General features: G+C 52.5%; 13 protein-coding genes and 2 pseudogenes. 8 read left to right on the forward strand and 7 right to left on the reverse strand.

Annotated elements, in window-relative coordinates; translation table 11 throughout:
- The first annotated feature begins 5 nt into the window (after positions 1 to 5).
- The 5 genes and pseudogenes from rutD to RAC90_RS20275 all read left to right on the forward strand — a co-directional run bounded on the left by rutD (position 6) and on the right by RAC90_RS20275 (position 4,049).
- Positions 6 to 845: a pyrimidine utilization protein D gene (gene rutD, locus RAC90_RS20255; RefSeq protein WP_033742500.1), complete on the forward strand. Its 840-nt coding sequence runs from the start codon at positions 6 to 8 to the stop codon at positions 843 to 845.
- Positions 830 to 1,420, forward strand: a complete 591-nt coding sequence (locus RAC90_RS20260) for a malonic semialdehyde reductase (RefSeq protein WP_006121913.1) — start codon at positions 830 to 832, stop codon at positions 1,418 to 1,420. Before rutD ends, RAC90_RS20260 begins: the two co-directional genes overlap by 16 nt.
- A gap of 29 nt (positions 1,421 to 1,449) precedes the next feature.
- A complete protein-coding gene (gene rutF, locus RAC90_RS20265) occupies positions 1,450 to 1,992 on the forward strand; it encodes an NADH-dependent FMN reductase RutF (RefSeq protein ID WP_058702562.1) in 543 nt (180 codons plus the stop codon).
- Between the two features lie 31 nt (positions 1,993 to 2,023).
- Complete coding sequence (rutG, locus tag RAC90_RS20270) at positions 2,024 to 3,361, forward strand: pyrimidine utilization transport protein G (protein ID WP_375124719.1); 1,338 nt, start codon at positions 2,024 to 2,026, stop codon at positions 3,359 to 3,361.
- A gap of 295 nt (positions 3,362 to 3,656) precedes the next feature.
- A pseudogene (locus RAC90_RS20275) lies at positions 3,657 to 4,049 on the forward strand (ATP-binding protein).
- 204 nt (positions 4,050 to 4,253) lie between these two features.
- On the opposite strand, the gene RAC90_RS20280 reads toward RAC90_RS20275, so the two are convergent.
- Positions 4,254 to 4,514 carry a hypothetical protein gene (locus RAC90_RS20280; RefSeq protein ID WP_006121900.1) on the reverse strand — a complete coding sequence of 87 codons (261 nt, stop codon included), beginning with the start codon at positions 4,512 to 4,514 and terminating at the stop codon, positions 4,254 to 4,256.
- 511 nt (positions 4,515 to 5,025) lie between these two features.
- Here RAC90_RS20280 and RAC90_RS20285 point away from each other — a divergent pair.
- Together RAC90_RS20285 and RAC90_RS20290 are read left to right on the forward strand one after the other, a co-directional pair.
- On the forward strand, positions 5,026 to 5,244 hold the full coding sequence (locus RAC90_RS20285; protein ID WP_058702564.1) for a type II toxin-antitoxin system CcdA family antitoxin: 219 nt from the start codon (positions 5,026 to 5,028) through the stop codon (positions 5,242 to 5,244).
- 2 nt (positions 5,245 to 5,246) lie between these two features.
- Positions 5,247 to 5,546 (forward strand): CcdB family protein, encoded by a 300-nt coding sequence (locus RAC90_RS20290; RefSeq protein WP_375124720.1) that lies wholly within the window; start codon positions 5,247 to 5,249, stop codon positions 5,544 to 5,546.
- 168 nt (positions 5,547 to 5,714) lie between these two features.
- On the opposite strand, the gene RAC90_RS20295 is transcribed toward RAC90_RS20290, so the two are convergent.
- The 6 genes and pseudogenes from RAC90_RS20295 to RAC90_RS20320 all read right to left on the reverse strand — a co-directional run bounded on the left by RAC90_RS20295 (position 5,715) and on the right by RAC90_RS20320 (position 13,393).
- Positions 5,715 to 6,410, reverse strand: coding sequence for an ROK family protein (locus RAC90_RS20295; protein ID WP_324030716.1), 696 nt, complete (start codon positions 6,408 to 6,410; stop codon positions 5,715 to 5,717).
- 17 nt (positions 6,411 to 6,427) lie between these two features.
- Positions 6,428 to 7,798, reverse strand: coding sequence for a glucose-6-phosphate dehydrogenase (gene zwf, locus RAC90_RS20300; protein ID WP_367144055.1), 1,371 nt, complete (start codon positions 7,796 to 7,798; stop codon positions 6,428 to 6,430).
- 17 nt (positions 7,799 to 7,815) lie between these two features.
- On the reverse strand, positions 7,816 to 8,820 hold the full coding sequence (gnd, locus tag RAC90_RS20305; RefSeq protein ID WP_375124721.1) for a phosphogluconate dehydrogenase (NAD(+)-dependent, decarboxylating): 1,005 nt from the start codon (positions 8,818 to 8,820) through the stop codon (positions 7,816 to 7,818).
- Position 8,821: 1 nt separating this feature from the next.
- Positions 8,822 to 11,323, reverse strand: coding sequence for a glucan 1,4-alpha-glucosidase (locus tag RAC90_RS20310; RefSeq protein ID WP_367144057.1), 2,502 nt, complete (start codon positions 11,321 to 11,323; stop codon positions 8,822 to 8,824).
- Positions 11,324 to 12,405: 1,082 nt separating this feature from the next.
- A pseudogene (locus RAC90_RS20315) lies at positions 12,406 to 12,893 on the reverse strand (transposase); the annotation flags it as partial.
- A 293-nt stretch (positions 12,894 to 13,186) separates the two neighbouring features.
- Complete coding sequence (locus RAC90_RS20320; RefSeq protein ID WP_324030713.1) at positions 13,187 to 13,393, reverse strand: hypothetical protein; 207 nt, start codon at positions 13,391 to 13,393, stop codon at positions 13,187 to 13,189.
- Positions 13,394 to 13,766: 373 nt separating this feature from the next.
- Between RAC90_RS20320 and RAC90_RS20325 the strand changes: the two genes are divergently transcribed.
- A complete protein-coding gene (locus RAC90_RS20325) occupies positions 13,767 to 15,329 on the forward strand; it encodes a diguanylate cyclase (protein ID WP_375124723.1) in 1,563 nt (520 codons plus the stop codon).
- The last annotated feature ends 49 nt before the right edge of the window (positions 15,330 to 15,378 follow it).

A 15,378-nucleotide genomic window follows, 5' to 3' on the forward strand; every position in this document is an offset into this window, starting at 1 on the left:
ACAGCATGTATTACAAGGTATTAGGTAAAGATAATGCCGATGCAGACACGGTCGTGCTCTCTTCAGGGCTGGGCGGTTCCGGCAGTTTCTGGCAGCCTCAACTGCCTGTACTGACACAGTATTTTCGCGTGGTGATTTATGACCAGCACGGCACCGGCCTGAGTCAGGGCACCGTTCCGGCCGGTTACCGCATGGAGGATATGGCCGATGAGCTGGCGGGCATGCTCAACGGGCTGGATATCCGCCGCTGCCATCTGGTCGGTCACGCACTCGGCGGCATCGTTGGCCTGCATCTTGCACTGCGTTATCCGGCCTTACTGCAAAGTCTGGTGGTCATCAACGGATGGGCAACGCTCGACAGCCAGACGCGTCGCTGCTTTGAGGTCCGCCAGAACCTGCTGCTTAACAGCGGGGTGGATGCGTATGTTCAGGCGCAGCCCCTGTTTCTATATCCGGGCGACTGGCTTTCTGAGCATGAGGCGTTATTACAGGAAGAGCGCCAGCATCAGGTGGCGCATTTTCAGGGAATGGAAAACCTGCTGCATCGCTTACAGGCGCTGATGACGTCTGACCTGGCCGCCTCGCTCGACGGGGTGATCGCACCGACGCTGGCGCTGAGCTGTAAAGACGATTTGCTGGTGCCCTGGCAGCGTTCGGCCGATCTCGCTGCCCGTCTTCCTCTGGGGGAGCACCAGCAAATGCAGTATGGCGGTCACGCCATGAGTGTGACCGACCCCGATACGTTTAACCCGATTTTACTGGACTGGCTGCGGCGGCATGCCTTTCATGCAGCTGACATCGTGTCCGAGCCCTTTTCAACGGAGATATCATGGCCGAAGCCTTAACCGCCAGCGCCCTGGCAACCCTGTTCACCGACGCCCGCACCCATAACGGCTGGCTGGATAAACCGGTGACCCATGAACAGCTGGAAACGATTTACGCGCTGGCGCGCATGGGGCCAACATCTGCAAACTGCAGCCCGGTGCGCATTGTGTTTATCCAGAGCCAGGCGGCCAAAGAGAAACTGGCACCGGCGCTGTCCAGCGGCAATCTGAAGAAAACCCTGACTGCACCGGTGACGGCGATCATTGCCTGGGATCCTGCATTTTATGAATTACTGCCTGAACTGTTTCCCTCCGGCGATGCGCGTTCGTGGTTCACCTCCAGCCCGCAGCTGGCGCACGATACGGCATTTCGCAACAGCAGTCTGCAGGCAGCCTATCTGATTATGGCCTGCCGCTCACTCGGACTGGACACTGGACCGATGTCTGGTTTCGACAATGCGAAAGTGGATGAAACCTTCCTGGCGCAGACGGGCTGGAAATCCAACTTTCTCATCAACATCGGTTACGGCGACAGCAGCAAACTGTATCCGCGCGCACCGCGTCTTGACTTTGACCGCGCCTGCCGCGTGCTGTAAGCACCCTGTTTCATTATGAGGACACGAGCATGCAATCCACTCTGAACGCCACACAGCCCGCAACCGCTGCTAAACAGGCTGCCGTTGAAAAGCAAGAGTTCCGCGATGCGATGGCGCACCTGGGTTCCGCCGTCAACATCATCACCACAGACGGGGCAGGTGGACGGGCCGGTTTTACCGCCTCTGCGGTATGCAGCGTGACCGATACGCCACCGACGTTGCTGGTATGTCTGAACCGCGCGGCCTCTGTCCATGCGGCGTTTACGCAAAACCAGGTGCTGTGCGTTAACACGCTCTCAGACGGTCATGCGTCGCTGTCCAATCTGTTCGGCGGAAAGACACCGATGGATGCGCGTTTCGCGGCCGCTGACTGGGCCAGCCTTGCCACCGGATCGCCGATCCTCACCGATGCGCTGGTGTCGTTTGACTGCAACATTACGCAGATCACCAGCGTCGGCACCCACGATATTTTGTTTTGTGAAGTCAATGCTATCCAGCGCAACGACAACGGCCATGGACTGGTGTATTTCGACCGGCGCTATCATCCACTGATGCGTCAGACAGCCTGTTAACTCACTCCTCTCAACTTAGTAAGGGTCGTGCATGGCAAATACCTGGTTTCCGCAATGGCGTAAAAGAGAAGGCAATCTGGATGGCGTCGTCATCGCGCCGGATGAACGGCTGCCGTCAGGCACGACGATCGTTATGGGATTGCAACATACGGTAGCGATGTTTGGCGCCACGGTCCTCATGCCCTTACTGATGGGCTTTGACGCTAATATGGCCATCCTGATGTCGGGGATCGGTACCTTACTGTTCTTCCTGGTGGTAGGCGGTCGCGTACCGAGTTACCTCGGGTCCAGTGCCGCCTTCGTCGGACTGGTTATCGCGATAACCGGCTACAGTGGTCAGGGTGCGAATCCCAATATCGGTGTGGCCCTTGGCGGGATTATTGCCTGCGGCCTGCTCTATATGGTGATCGGTTTTATCGTAATGGCGGTTGGCACGCGGTGGATTGAACGTCTGATGCCGCCCGTTGTGACCGGTGCCGTGGTCATGGCGATTGGGCTAAACCTCGCGCCGATTGCGATTCACAGCGTCTCCGCCTCCTCGTTTGACAGCTGGATGGCCGTAATGACCGTGCTTTGCATCGGTTCGGTAGCCGTATTCACCCGCGGTCTGGTGCAGCGCCTGTTGCTGTTACTGGGGCTGGTGGCCGCTTATCTGATTTATATGGTCATCACCAACGGCCTTGGACTGGGCACGCCAGTGGATTTTAGCGCGGCCGCTCAGGCACCCTGGTTTGGCGCACCAACCGCTAAGACGCCGGTATTCAGCGCGCATGCCATGCTGATGATCGCGCCGGTCGCAGTAATCCTTGTCGCAGAAAATCTCGGCCATATTAAAGCGGTGGCTGGTATGACCGGTAAAAACCTTGATCCCTACATGGGCCGCGCGTTTGTCGGTGATGGCCTGGCGACGATGCTGTCCGCCTCCGCAGGGGGAACGGGCGTGACAACCTATGCAGAAAACATAGGTGTTATGGCTGTCACCAAAATTTACTCCACGCTGATTTTCGTCGCGGCGGCGGTTATTGCCATTGTGCTGGGCTTCTCACCTAAATTTGGCGCACTGATCCACACCATTCCCGGCCCGGTGCTCGGCGGCGCATCCATTGTGGTATTTGGGCTGATTGCCGTGGCAGGTGCCCGCATCTGGGTACAAAACCACGTCGACCTGGGGCTGAACGGCAACCTTATCATGGTCGCGGTCACGCTGGTTTTAGGCGCAGGCAACTTTACCCTGACGCTCGGCAGCTTCAGCATGGGCGGGATCGGCACTGCGACCTTCGGGGCGATTTTGCTGAATGCATTTTTGAGCCGAAGCAAAATGGCAAGCGCACAGCCAGGGGTGAAGACGGAGGCGGTGGTGAAGGAGTAAACCGGGATCTTTTCCTCAGCCGGAGAAGCAGGAAGGGCGGAGCGGGCCGGAACGACAACGGGGTGTTTTTTACGCACCCGTAAAGCATCATGCAGGAGATGCGCGGCTTACAGACAATGGAGTCGCCGCGGTAAGGCGCCTGCTTGCCATCGCGCAGGCAACAAAGAGGCTAAGCCAGTGAAACAGGGCTGTGCTCCGTACACGGTAGCATCAGCCCAACTCCATAAGAGGTTTTCGCAATAAACCGTGGGTTTTCAGGCAACTTACCTTAGTCTTCACGTTGAATGCTTTCCTCATGGACATTACTGTCCACCGTTTTCCCGTTTTGATTCTCAATGCGTTACCCGTGAATGATGAGTGGCGGTTCTCACTCGATCTCGCCGCGTGTGAGACAGCAACCAATATCATTCGTCATGCGCTAAACGAAGACAGTCACCGCAGTCACCGCCGGTTTACAGTGGAATTTATTGCGTCAGACATCAGCATTACGCTTCGCTTTATGGACGAGGGGAGTGTGTTTCCCGCTGAACGCCTCCAGGCGGCACGTTGTGATGCTTTTTCTGACCAGACAATAACCTAGGAAAGCGGCAGAGGGCTGAAATTGATTTTGTGGTATGTGGATAAATTCCGGATCGAATACTCGGCGGGCAAAAATATTACTTTGCTGGAAAAGTTGTTGGTATGTTAGTGCCGCATGCCGGGTTATGAGCAGATGTACTGGACTGATAAGCTGTTGCGCCGGGCGAACGCGGTGTTACCCTACGTATGTTCATGCTGATAACAACAGACCTAACGACACGTTCTGAGCGGCACACGCACTCAACCTATGGCATCGCCGTTCTGTGATATTTTTTTTGGACAGGCACTTATGCACCTATCACACGGCGACCACTTAGTCGTCAGTATGCGGTGGAACCGGCAGACCCAGCGCGCTTACCAGTTCATCAATACTGAGAGGAACGTCAAACCATTTGTCGTTCGACAGAACGACGCGGCAACCTTTTGAAAATTCTTCTTCACGGACCCATGCAATAAGCTCTTTCTGGATCATCCATGTTTTATTATTTCTGTCCCTGAGGGTCACCAGGTTAGTGGGTGAGCAGGAAACGCCGGTGGTTGTTTCTGAGGTGTGATATATGCTGGTGTCTAACATGCGGTGCTCCAGTCAAATGGCTAGCTTGAAACTTTTTTATTGTGTATGAGTAACCACGGCAGACGGACCACCAGGACGAGCTTTTTGCCGTCCCTCCGCTCTTGCCGCACAACGAGAGTTAAACCTGCACTTACATTAATCCGCTTCCTGCATTCACCTTCCTTCCTGTCGCTGAAAGGTTTCAACAGAAAGCTATCCGCATCAGAAACGCGGACAAGTGGTCAGCTAGTATATCGTCACCGTTTCGTTTTTCTTCACGGCTATCTGCTTTGGCCCGTCCAAGACGGTAACAAAGTGGCCACTCATTCAGAAAGAGCCTGTTATCTGAGCAGACATTTTTCTCTGGGCCAGTGTGATCGTACATTCTGGGTTATAGGCAGTCTGACAAGTTGAACAACGCTTTTCGGGCGGGTCAAACCAGGCGCATCGTGAAAGCAAAGTACACCTAAAATCGTTCCTTGCTGGTGTGTATCAGTAGTGTATACTTGTAACACACACTTCGGAGGTGTACATGAAATACAGAACTAACGTCACCATTGATAAAGAAGCCTACGAGATATTTTCATCTGCGGGTTTAAACCTTTCTAAAATGGTTAACGAGCTTGTCACTAATGAGGCTCGCAGAATCCGGGCTGAACGCTGGAAAGAAGAAAACCGTGAAAGCATGAAAGCCTTCTCTGACTTTGTGGGAGAAGAGGGATCACTTTCTGATATGTACAGGAACTGGTAGGAATGCAATTTGACGTTTACTCACACAAGAATGGTAAAAAATATCCTTATCTTGTTGAAGTACAAAGCTATCTGATAGACACACCAGGCCGTTTAATGGTTGCCCCCCTTGCTCTTCCGGGCGAGTTCGTGGGTTCAGGTGAACTTTATCCTGAGGTACTGGTTGACGGCAGCAAGTACCGCGTTGTGACAACCGACATTGCATCTGTCCCGGTGAAAGCGTTAGGGGATAAAGTGGGTGATGTCAGTCAGTATGAAGCAGCAATAAAAAACGCCATTTTCAGGCTTTTTTGGGGTTTCTGACAGGTTTTCTTAACCCACCGATGCCGGTCACCGGCAATGACGGGGCGGGTCGGCCAGCTATGAATGTCGCATTCGCTGGCGGTTTTCGTTAGTCTGCCGCGAATAAACGTTCACGGCAGTAAACCTAAAACACAGCACCGCTATTCTGGCTTTCTTAAAAGGCAGGAATCACGTGATCAAGTTTGGGTCGTTCCAGAGACGAAATCCACCTTCGAATGCCAGCGTGTTGTCGCCTTTCCGGCAGTTGGGCGGAAGTGAATCGAGTTCACCTACGTTTCCGCCGCCTAAGACGACGTACTCAGGCTGTAACGCGGCGGTCAGCATCTCCACTACATCAAAAACACGCTCTTGCCATTTTTTGTTGCCCTTTTTTATCCGATAGGCTTCACCCACATAATGTTCATAGCTATTGCCCTTGCGATAAGGTAAGTGAGCAATCTCCATGGGCTGAGCGACATTCTCAACGATCATCGCAGCACCTAATCCCGTGCCAAGACCGAGAAAGAGCATGCGTCCGCCCTGATAGGAACCCAGCGCCTGCATCAGGGCGTCGTTGACGATACGAACAGGGCAACCGAATGCGCCCGCATAGTCAAATCCCACCCAGCCCTCACCGAGGTTGGCGGGTTCCCGAAGCGGTTTGTTGTGGGCGACCGGACCGGGATATCCCATTGCAATCACATCGTAGGTCATGCCTTCAGCCAGGCTCTTAACCACAGCAACCATTTCAGCCGCAGACATTGTCTTTCCACTGTCCGCCTTCTTTTTCACCCCGCCAGCGCTGGAGAGGATTTTTACATGGCTTCCGCCGATGTCGATGGCCAGAACGATTTCATCTTTTTTCTTTTTAGGTTGCCGCGTCATTGATAGTGCTCCATAACTCAATCGGGATCGACCCAGCCGCCGGGGGGCGCAAAGTCTGCCATCGTATCCGGCCCCCAGGTTCCGGGCTTGTAGGAAAGGGGGACGGTTTTCTTATCCAGTACTGGCTCAACGATCTTCCAGGCCAGTTCCGCTGCGTCTTGTCGGGTAAAAAGATGACGATCGCCAGCCATCGCATCGCCTATCAGCCGCTCATAGGGCGCCATATCGCCGATGCCATCGTCAAGCGCCGTTAGCTCAACGGCCTCACCTCGCATCTTTTCGCCAGCCGCCTTGCGTCGCGCCCCAATGCCGATCGTAATATCCGGACCAAGGCGAAAGCGGATATAGTTAGCGGCCTCGTTGGCAATGTCATCGAAAAGTGTAACGGGTGGTCGCCGGAAGCGCACGATCACTTCCGTCGCATGCGCAGGCAGATTTTTTCCGGCACGGATAAAAAAGGGAACACCACTCCAGCGCCATGTCGCAATCCGGAAACGAACCGCAGCGAACGTCTCTGTCGAAGAGGAAGGGTTGACACCGGGTTCATCGGTATAGCCTGCAAACTGTCCACGAACCACATCATCGTCTGACAGGGGAGGAATGGCCTTCAGCACCTGAACTTTCTCATCAACCAGATCGTCAGACGCGCCGGAGGCTGGAGGTTCCATAGTCAGCAACAGAAGCACATTCACCAGGTGATTTTGGATCACATCGCGGAGGCAGCCAACTTCATCATAAAATTTGCCACGTCCTTTAATACCAAAGTCCTCGGCCATAGTAATCTGAACGCTTTCGATATGATCGCGATTCCATATTGGTTCGAGGAAGCTGTTGGCAAAGCGAAAATAAAGGAGATTCTGGATGGCTTCCTTCCCCAAAAAGTGATCGATACGGAAAATCGCGTCCTCATCGAAAACGTTGTGAAGCACGTTGTTCAGCTGTTTTGCCGACGCGAGATCGCGGCCGAACGGCTTTTCCACCATCAGGCGGGCACCTTTCGCGATACCTGCCTCTTGCAGACCTGTGACGACCGTTTCAAACAGCGAGGGGGGAATAGCCAGGTAATAGAGCGGGTGATGATGGTCCCCCAGCGCATCGCGCAATCCATCGAATGTTGACTGAATGCGATAATCGCCGGAAACATAGGACAGCCTGTCCGCCAGCGCAGCAAAGACTGCCTCATCGAACTCATCAACGTGTTTTTCAACCGACTCTTTTGCACGCACAATCAACTGGTCGCGCGTCCAGTCTTCAAACGCCACACCGATAATGGGCGTATTGAGCGTGTTACGCTTCACCATTGCATAGAGTGAAGGGAAGATCATTTTATAGGCAAGATCGCCCGTGACACCGAACACTACCAGTACGTCTGATCGTTGCTGCACCATCGCTGTATCCCTCCGCTTTAGCGGGTTTTTTCCAGATGGCCACCGAAGGCGTGCCGCATGGCTGAAAGAACTTTTTCAGCAAACAGTGCTTCACCACGAGAAGAGAAACGCCCGAAGAGAGCAGACGCGAGAACCGGCGCGGGAACGCCCGTTTCCACCGCTGTGTGCAGTGTCCAGCGGCCTTCACCGGAATCTGACACACGACCATCATAGTTTTTAAGGTGCGGGTCCTGCTTCAACGCCTCGGCGGTCAAATCCAGCAGCCAGGAACCGATAACCGAGCCATGTCGCCATACCTCCGCAACGGCGGGAAGATTGATGTCAAAACGGTAATATTCAGGATGGGACAGAGGCGCGGTTTCCGCATCTGCCTCTCGTTCGCCGTTTCCGGCATTGGCGGCTTTCAGTATATTCAGGCCTTCGGCATAGGCGGCCATCACACCATATTCAATGCCATTATGTACCATCTTGACTAAGTGTCCGGCGCCCACCGGCCCACAATGAAGATAGCCTCTCGGCGCTGTGCCTACGGTCGCATCTTCCTCAATGTGCTGACCGGCACCGGGCGCGAGCGACGCAAAAATCGGATCCAGACGCTTCACAGCCGCCTGCGGGCCACCGATCATAAGGGAATAGCCACGTTCCAGGCCCCACACGCCACCCGATGTACCGACGTCGATATAGTCGATCCCAAGGGGGGAAAACTCTCCAGAGAGATCGATCGCTTCACGATAAAAGGAGTTGCCCCCGTCAATGATGGCGTCGCCTTTATTCAGCTTTGATGCGAAATCCCGCGCAATCTTCGGTGTGATCGCGGCAGGCAGCATGAGCCAGACCGCGCGCGGCGCCGCCAGTTTAGCAATAAGATCGGCTGGCGACGACGCGCCGGTTGCTCCCTCTTTAACCAGTGCGTCAACGTTATCGGCGTTCACGTCGAAGACCACGCAATCATGGCCCTGTTTAAGAAGACGACGAACCATGTTTGCGCCCATACGGCCGAGTCCTACCATTCCAATCTGCATATCATTCCTCTCTGTCAATGCGCATTTGATTTTCCGGTTCATTCACAACCTGAACGGTGAAGTCGGTGTGTTCCCAGTTTTCAACATCAGGCCAGTAGAAGGTGAAGACAACGCGGGTTCCTGCGTCCTCATGCTGTAAAGGCAGGTCCACATAGTATGTGCCAAGTCCGGAAGGGATCGCCGGGCTGTCAGAGACGGTCGCCCAGTTATCTGTGCTCCAGTGCACCAGTGCGTTCGCTTCCGTTTCCAGCCTCAGTTGCTTCCCGACAGGAACAGAAGACAGGCGGTTGTTAAAGCGCCATATGCGCAAGTGCGATGCGGTTTTATTCCGGATATAGCGCTCGACGCCCTGCGGTGGCATATCGAAGACCGCGCCATCGCGGAGCGACCGCACGAGTTTAATATGCTCGGAATGCGCCCAGACAAGTGGCATGGCGCTCCCGGCTGGCTGGCCGAAGAACAGCTCCCTTTCAGGAATATCGGGCCCATCCCAGGTCTGTTCCGGTAACAACCCGCCCGGACCTGCCGACTTCTCCAGCGTGGATAAGAGCGCCTCCGCGACCTCGCGCCTGCCCGCTGCCAGCTCGTAATGCGCGCGTTCGCCCGCCAGCAAGGGCCAGGGACGTCCCTGGCCGATACCATCGAACGGCGCGCCGTCTTCGTGCTCACCATAGCCATCGCCGGTATACCGATACCATAGTGGCCCCTGAGGGAGTTCGACACGCAGACTGTGGTCGATTGCTTTTACCGTATCCACGATATGCGGGTCGTCGGCGGCGCGCAGACCAAAACGCACCAATGCCAGGGCATCCGGACTCAGCACATCGGTGGTGGACAGAATCGCCCGATCCGGCGTCTGGTTGCGGATCTCGGTTTCGCCGGATGCGCTTGCTTCATCCGTTGCGCCGGGGGGAGCGATGCGGACGTAGTGACCGGCAATACCAACTGATGCGCAAAAATCGGGCTCTCCGGCAAAGGTCCATTTTTCAATCTGCTCATTCCAGCAGTCGGCGGTTTCGCGCAGATGGTATGCAGCCACCTCATCGCCGTCTAGCGAAAGCAGGTCCGCGGCGGCAAGGAGAGCGGAGACTTCGACCGCCAGAGTAAACGGGCTGTAGCCCGCGTCTTCTTCCCAGCGATCCTCGCCGGTCGCCGGGCCGTTGGTCAAAATATAGCGGGCCGCACCGCGCAGCATGGGCATAAAGTGTTTCAGCGCTTTTTTATCGAGATGACCAAGTCGGAGCAGCATATCGGCTAGCAGAACAGGGAAGGCACACTCATCCATCTGGATACCTGACCAGTATGGTTTTCCATCGAGCCACAGGTTCTGTGGCCAGCGCCCGGAGGGCTCCTGAACGCGTCGGAGATAGTCCAGTATGGCGAGTGCTTCGTTGGCATCGCCGGCTGCCAGGAATCCCCCAGCCGTTTCGACCAGGTCACGCGGCCAGACCAGATGATAGCCTCCCAGATCGTCATCGCCCCTCGAAAATCCCCACGGAATCGTCAGGCTCGCGACAACAGCACCGGGGCAATCGGCTGCTTTATGCGAGGCCAGAACTGCGGTTGACACCCGGTATGTATTCACACCGTTCCGCTCGAGTTGATCGAGTGGAATGAGCGTGTTCTGCCATGCTTGCCAGTTGCTGATGTAGTGCTTGCGGGCTTTGTCAAAGCCTGCTTTCAGACTGGCGGTTGCCGCCGCTGCGGCTTCGGATTCTGTCTGGCCGAACCCGATTGCCAGCGTGGCTTCACGGCAGGCACTAGTGAATGCCAGCTCACCGGCAAGGGCGACATTGCCATCGTTCGCGCGCTGATACGAATTCGCGATGCGCCCGTATTTTTTCAGCTGTTGCCAGCCGTCTGACGTGCCGACAAAGCCCACGCTCATTGCCGTCCAGGGTATATCGCAGACGAGCGCTAAGTAACGAGAGCGACCCGTGGCGAAAAGCACGGGCCTGTCTTCAAATTCACTGATCCATGCGGTGTTCATTTGCCCGGCGTTCACCAGATGGGGAGCGAGCAGGGCGGTGATCTTGTAATCCGCAACATCCCCCTTTAGCGCGGTGAAACGGATGCGTTGGAGGACACAGTCACGGGCAGGATCCGTGATGATATCTTTTTCGAGCCGGTAGCGACCATCCCGGGCCGTGTTAACGATCGAAAAGGCCGGAATGCCTGGCGAGACCGTATGGGTTACTGTTGAGCAATCGCGCTTTTCTTCTGAAAAATAACCTTCAGGGGCGGTGATGATGAACCCAAAATCGCGGGTGCAGGCGCTGTCAACGCGCGGATAATAAATTTCGTTGAGAATGCCGTGGCTTAAGGTGAACCAGACGCGGGAATCAGGTGAAAGGGCGTTACCAATTCCGCTCTTGGCACTCGATGTCCAGCGGGCTTCAATCCCTGGCTTTCCCGGCGCTACGTCAATGATGGCGCGCTGTTGTTGGGCGTCCTCGCTTGCGCACATTTGCAACGGTAGGGCGTCGTTGTCAGAATTTGACATATTCAGAATACCTTGGCTGTGTGCAGAAAAAATCTTAACCACGAAGATGCGGATAACATCCTGACTTATCGCGGGCAAGAGTGAAATATTTCTATACCAAAGCAACTTGGTTAAACTTAAAATCTTGTGATTTTAGTATCGAACCTAATAGGGTTATAGCCGCTGTAACATTTCCGGTCAACTCTCTGAAAAGTTTCAATACACATGAAAGTGTAAAAAATAAAATTTTTTTAGCGGTTAAGGATTACGGCTGAGTTAATTATTACCCGGGCCTGACGCTCTGGGGCCAACTGCTTGGCAAACAATCAGTTTTTTATTTGACAGCTTTCACCAGGATATGGCTCCGGGAAAGCGTTATATAGACGTGACAGAATCTTTACGGGAGGATGGCTTGCTGTGTGCCTGTACACCCCCGACCTCAGTTTGCGTGGTGTTTATTTCGCTGAAGGTTGAGAATAAGTGCGTAATCGCTTCCACATCAAATCCAGAGGCCGGAAGTTTATTTTCACGCTCAGCATTCAGAGCGATTAAGAATGCGCAGCTTCAACATTGCAGAGACAGAATTTCGTGCATGAGCTTTGATTCCAGGTGCTAAATGATGCATCCTGACGTCAATATCATTCAGATCCACTAAGCGGGAAAGCCTGAAGCAATAATCGGGGAGGCAATGCATTCGGAACAGGGAAGTAACGAATTACAAGAGCAGGGGAAATGCTGACTTGTGGCATCGTTAATCGTATACCTTACTATTAACCTATTTTGTACCAGAATCAGATGCTCCTTTAAAACATCAGCGTTATTCACCAAATTAAATATGTCCTGTATTTTGGAAGATTCAACAGTTTTAACCTTTCACAATTTGGCACTCAATAATTTCAATCCATACTACGAATAAATTTTCACACTTTTGACGTGCTCGAATTTGGTGGAACTCATGAGGCACTTGCCTGTAAATCATGCGTACACGGCGTGGGCAATTTTTATGACCTCCGCATATTTTAATCCCGTCCATACAGGTGCAGTTCTTAGTGTGACGCCTTACTCTTTATCTGACCGCTCCCGCTTTGGCTGCCCGCTCATAGCAGATCCAGATGGATTTTGCGATAACCATAGACACATCCCGATTCCAGCCAGAACTGTTTAATCCTTCATGTCAGTCTCAGGTCTGCCTGATGGCGTTGTGAATGCGGCTGCTGAAGTCAGGCGTAAAAGCCACTGGGATACACATCCAGAACCCGACAGAGCAGACGAACAGGCCAGCAACAGATGTTATCACGGATAAAGGCGTACTTCAGTCGGACAGCTTTGCGAAGTACGCCGCGGCTTTTTTTAATATGTCCCGTTCGTCGGTAACCCGCTTCAGCTCTTTATGGAGACGGCGGATCCCGGCCTGAGCATCTGACTGTTCTTTATGAAGGGAAGAATTCGGACCGTACTTCTTTACCTAGGCGTAAAGGCTGTGGGTAGTGATATCAAGACGTGTTGCAACGCTGGAAACAGAATAACCACGATCAACAACCTGTTTGACTGCTTCAATTTTAAACTCTTCGGGATAACGCTTACCGCTCATGTGCACCTCTCTTTTAAGTCATCTTAAATGACTCTGAGGTGTCTGATAAACTCGTGGCGATTCATTTTTACCATGATGCTTAACCTTAACGTAGCAGCAAAACATTAAAAAAGTCGGTTAAAGCTGGACGACTAACAGACTAAATGTGACAAATGACTTTCTTTTGACATTACTGACGCATTCATCGACTGTCTACTACAATCAGTTTAACTCTCGGAGGTGGAGAATGTTTAAGGATATTGGTCCCGGTCCAGTAGTCTTTTAACCCACACCCTGTTTAGCCAGGAGGAGTTTCAAAAGTCTGTAACCCTCCTTGTAGCTTTGCAATCTGCCTTAGCTTGAAATTTGTCTATTTTGTTAATGCGGGTGCTGACGTCGACGGTCAGAATTTTCACAAGGTTTTTCTTCATCCGGTTTGTTATACAAAAATCTCTGATTGTGGGTGCCAGAAAAGCCAGGAGTGCTGCAACCACCGCGTCTAAATCTTTGGGATCATTCATCAGTGAAGCCTGTTCTGGTAACATTTTATAAGTCTGTCCTCTTGGAAGAATATTGAGTTTTAAGTGCGTATAACATTAATTATGTTAAATAATATGTTGCTATACATTAAGTGAATTTCTTTTATGCCTCTTCTGCCTTAAATCGTCTTAGTGACTGCTTCTCTGTTTGCACACGTCGCTAAGTGTAAAGCTCATTTTGCTCCATCTGTTACCCGGCAAAGTTGACTGTCACCTTCCCAACTTAATAATGCACAGATAAAGTTATCTCACAATTTGTGGGCGCTGATTTACTAATTGCTTAACCCCCCCTATCTTGTTGACTGACAGTGTTGGCACTGATTGATCAGCACAAATAACGAGTCGTTCAGGAAAAATGATGATCCAGAAGCCTTCACTAAAGAGTCTGTTATGTCTGCACTCAGTTTGCTGCATACTCATTACAGCAATGCTGCTTGTTGCAGTGACTGGCTTTGTGCTGAGTGTCTTAACTGAACAACGTATTATTCAGTCTAATACTGCTTATGCCCGTAAGCTTGCGGACAGCGCTGATAACCTGTTCCGGACGGCTCAGCAGGAACTGGCTTTCAGTGCCGGGCAGATTAGGAGCTTCAGCGATTTAAAGGCACTTAACTACGAAACCGACAGGCTTCGTCTGCAGTCAGACATGTTCAGCTCTGTTCTGGCTATCTCGCCTGATGGACGGGTTGTGGCCACATCTCCCCTAAATTTCATCCCGTCCGGTACGTCGCTCAATGTCGCTCCCGAACAGTTGCAGGCCGTAAAAAAAGGGCCTTTTGTTTCCGATCCTCTGACCCCCTATACGGGAAATTATCTGGTCTTTATGTCTAACCCTGTCCATTCGTCATCAGGCCAGTATCAGGGCTATCTGGCAGGCTCTATCTATCTGACAAAGAGCAGTATGCTGAGCCGTCTTTTAAGTCAGCATTTCTATGCTGATAAAACGGCTGTCAGCATCGTTTCAGATACCGGTGAAGTAGTTTACTCACCTGATAAGGCACTGACCGGAAAAAAAATCAGCCTGAGCCCGGTGCTTTCAGCACAGCTTAAACAGAAAAAATTCGGTGGGCTGAAAACAATTTTAAACAGTCGGGACTGTCTGCTGGGCTATTCAGACGTTGTGAAAACTAACTGGCATGTGTTTGTATGCGTCTCACCTGATGTCACCACAGCTGTACTTATACGTATTGTCAGGGATGTCATTCTCTATGGACTCATACTTACACTTTTTCTCGTTATGGCAAGCGTTTACATTTCCGGCAGAATTTCACAACCGCTTGAGAGACTGGCCCGCCTGACGGGGTCCGGTACAACAGAACGTTTAACCGGAAGGATGGGTGAAGTAAAAACCTGGTATAAGGAAGCAGACAGACTGAAAAAAGCATTTATGGCGTATTCAAAAACCATTAACAGAACGTTTTCATTACTGCGTGACGATGCGCTGACAGATCATCTGACTAAACTTCACAACAGGCGTGGTTTTCAGCAACTCACCGCCTCCCCTGTCCTTGAGCAGGGGCCCCACTGTCTGGCTACCTTTGATATCGATCATTTTAAACAAGTTAACGATCAGTACGGACATGATACCGGAGACCAGATTTTGGTGGCTGTATCCGGATTACTGAAAAATGGGTGTCGCACACAGGACGTTGTCAGCCGTTTTGGCGGAGAAGAATTTGTCATATTCTTCCCCAAAACAACGCTTGAAGAAGCCATTCAGGTTGCTGAACGCATTCGTGAAACTGTTGCCGGCATGCGGTTCCCGATTGTGGAGCATCTTACTGTCTCAGCCGGTGTCTGCAGCCTTTCCCCGCAAGGCGGTAACCTGGACGAAGCACTGGCTTCGGCCGATCAGCTTTTATACAGGGCTAAACAAAAAGGCCGGAACCGGGTCGAGAGCCCGGAAAATACTGTTTAAGTTTCCAGATAAGTTCCTGAGCAATGGAGTCGGTCAAACAGCACCCAGA

Source organism: Pantoea sp. CS_6 (genome assembly GCF_041954745.1).
In the GTDB taxonomy this organism is placed as follows: Bacteria; Pseudomonadota; Gammaproteobacteria; order Enterobacterales; family Enterobacteriaceae; genus Pantoea; species Pantoea stewartii.

Excerpts from the sequence above, each read along its gene's own strand:
- RAC90_RS20285 (WP_058702564.1), top strand. The coding sequence starts at position 5,026 with ATGAAATACAGAACTAACGTCACCATTGATAAAGAAGCCTACGAGATA.
- RAC90_RS20310 (WP_367144057.1), bottom strand. The coding sequence starts at position 11,323 with ATGTCAAATTCTGACAACGACGCCCTACCGTTGCAAATGTGCGCAAGC.
- rutF (WP_058702562.1), top strand. The coding sequence starts at position 1,450 with ATGCAATCCACTCTGAACGCCACACAGCCCGCAACCGCTGCTAAACAG.
- rutG (WP_375124719.1), top strand. The coding sequence starts at position 2,024 with ATGGCAAATACCTGGTTTCCGCAATGGCGTAAAAGAGAAGGCAATCTG.
- RAC90_RS20290 (WP_375124720.1), top strand. The coding sequence starts at position 5,247 with ATGCAATTTGACGTTTACTCACACAAGAATGGTAAAAAATATCCTTAT.
- rutD (WP_033742500.1), top strand. The coding sequence starts at position 6 with ATGTATTACAAGGTATTAGGTAAAGATAATGCCGATGCAGACACGGTC.
- RAC90_RS20325 (WP_375124723.1), top strand. The coding sequence starts at position 13,767 with ATGATGATCCAGAAGCCTTCACTAAAGAGTCTGTTATGTCTGCACTCA.
- RAC90_RS20280 (WP_006121900.1), bottom strand. The coding sequence starts at position 4,514 with ATGTTAGACACCAGCATATATCACACCTCAGAAACAACCACCGGCGTT.
- gnd (WP_375124721.1), bottom strand. The coding sequence starts at position 8,820 with ATGCAGATTGGAATGGTAGGACTCGGCCGTATGGGCGCAAACATGGTT.
- zwf (WP_367144055.1), bottom strand. The coding sequence starts at position 7,798 with ATGGTGCAGCAACGATCAGACGTACTGGTAGTGTTCGGTGTCACGGGC.
- RAC90_RS20320 (WP_324030713.1), bottom strand. The coding sequence starts at position 13,393 with ATGAATGATCCCAAAGATTTAGACGCGGTGGTTGCAGCACTCCTGGCT.
- RAC90_RS20295 (WP_324030716.1), bottom strand. The coding sequence starts at position 6,410 with ATGACGCGGCAACCTAAAAAGAAAAAAGATGAAATCGTTCTGGCCATC.
- RAC90_RS20260 (WP_006121913.1), top strand. The coding sequence starts at position 830 with ATGGCCGAAGCCTTAACCGCCAGCGCCCTGGCAACCCTGTTCACCGAC.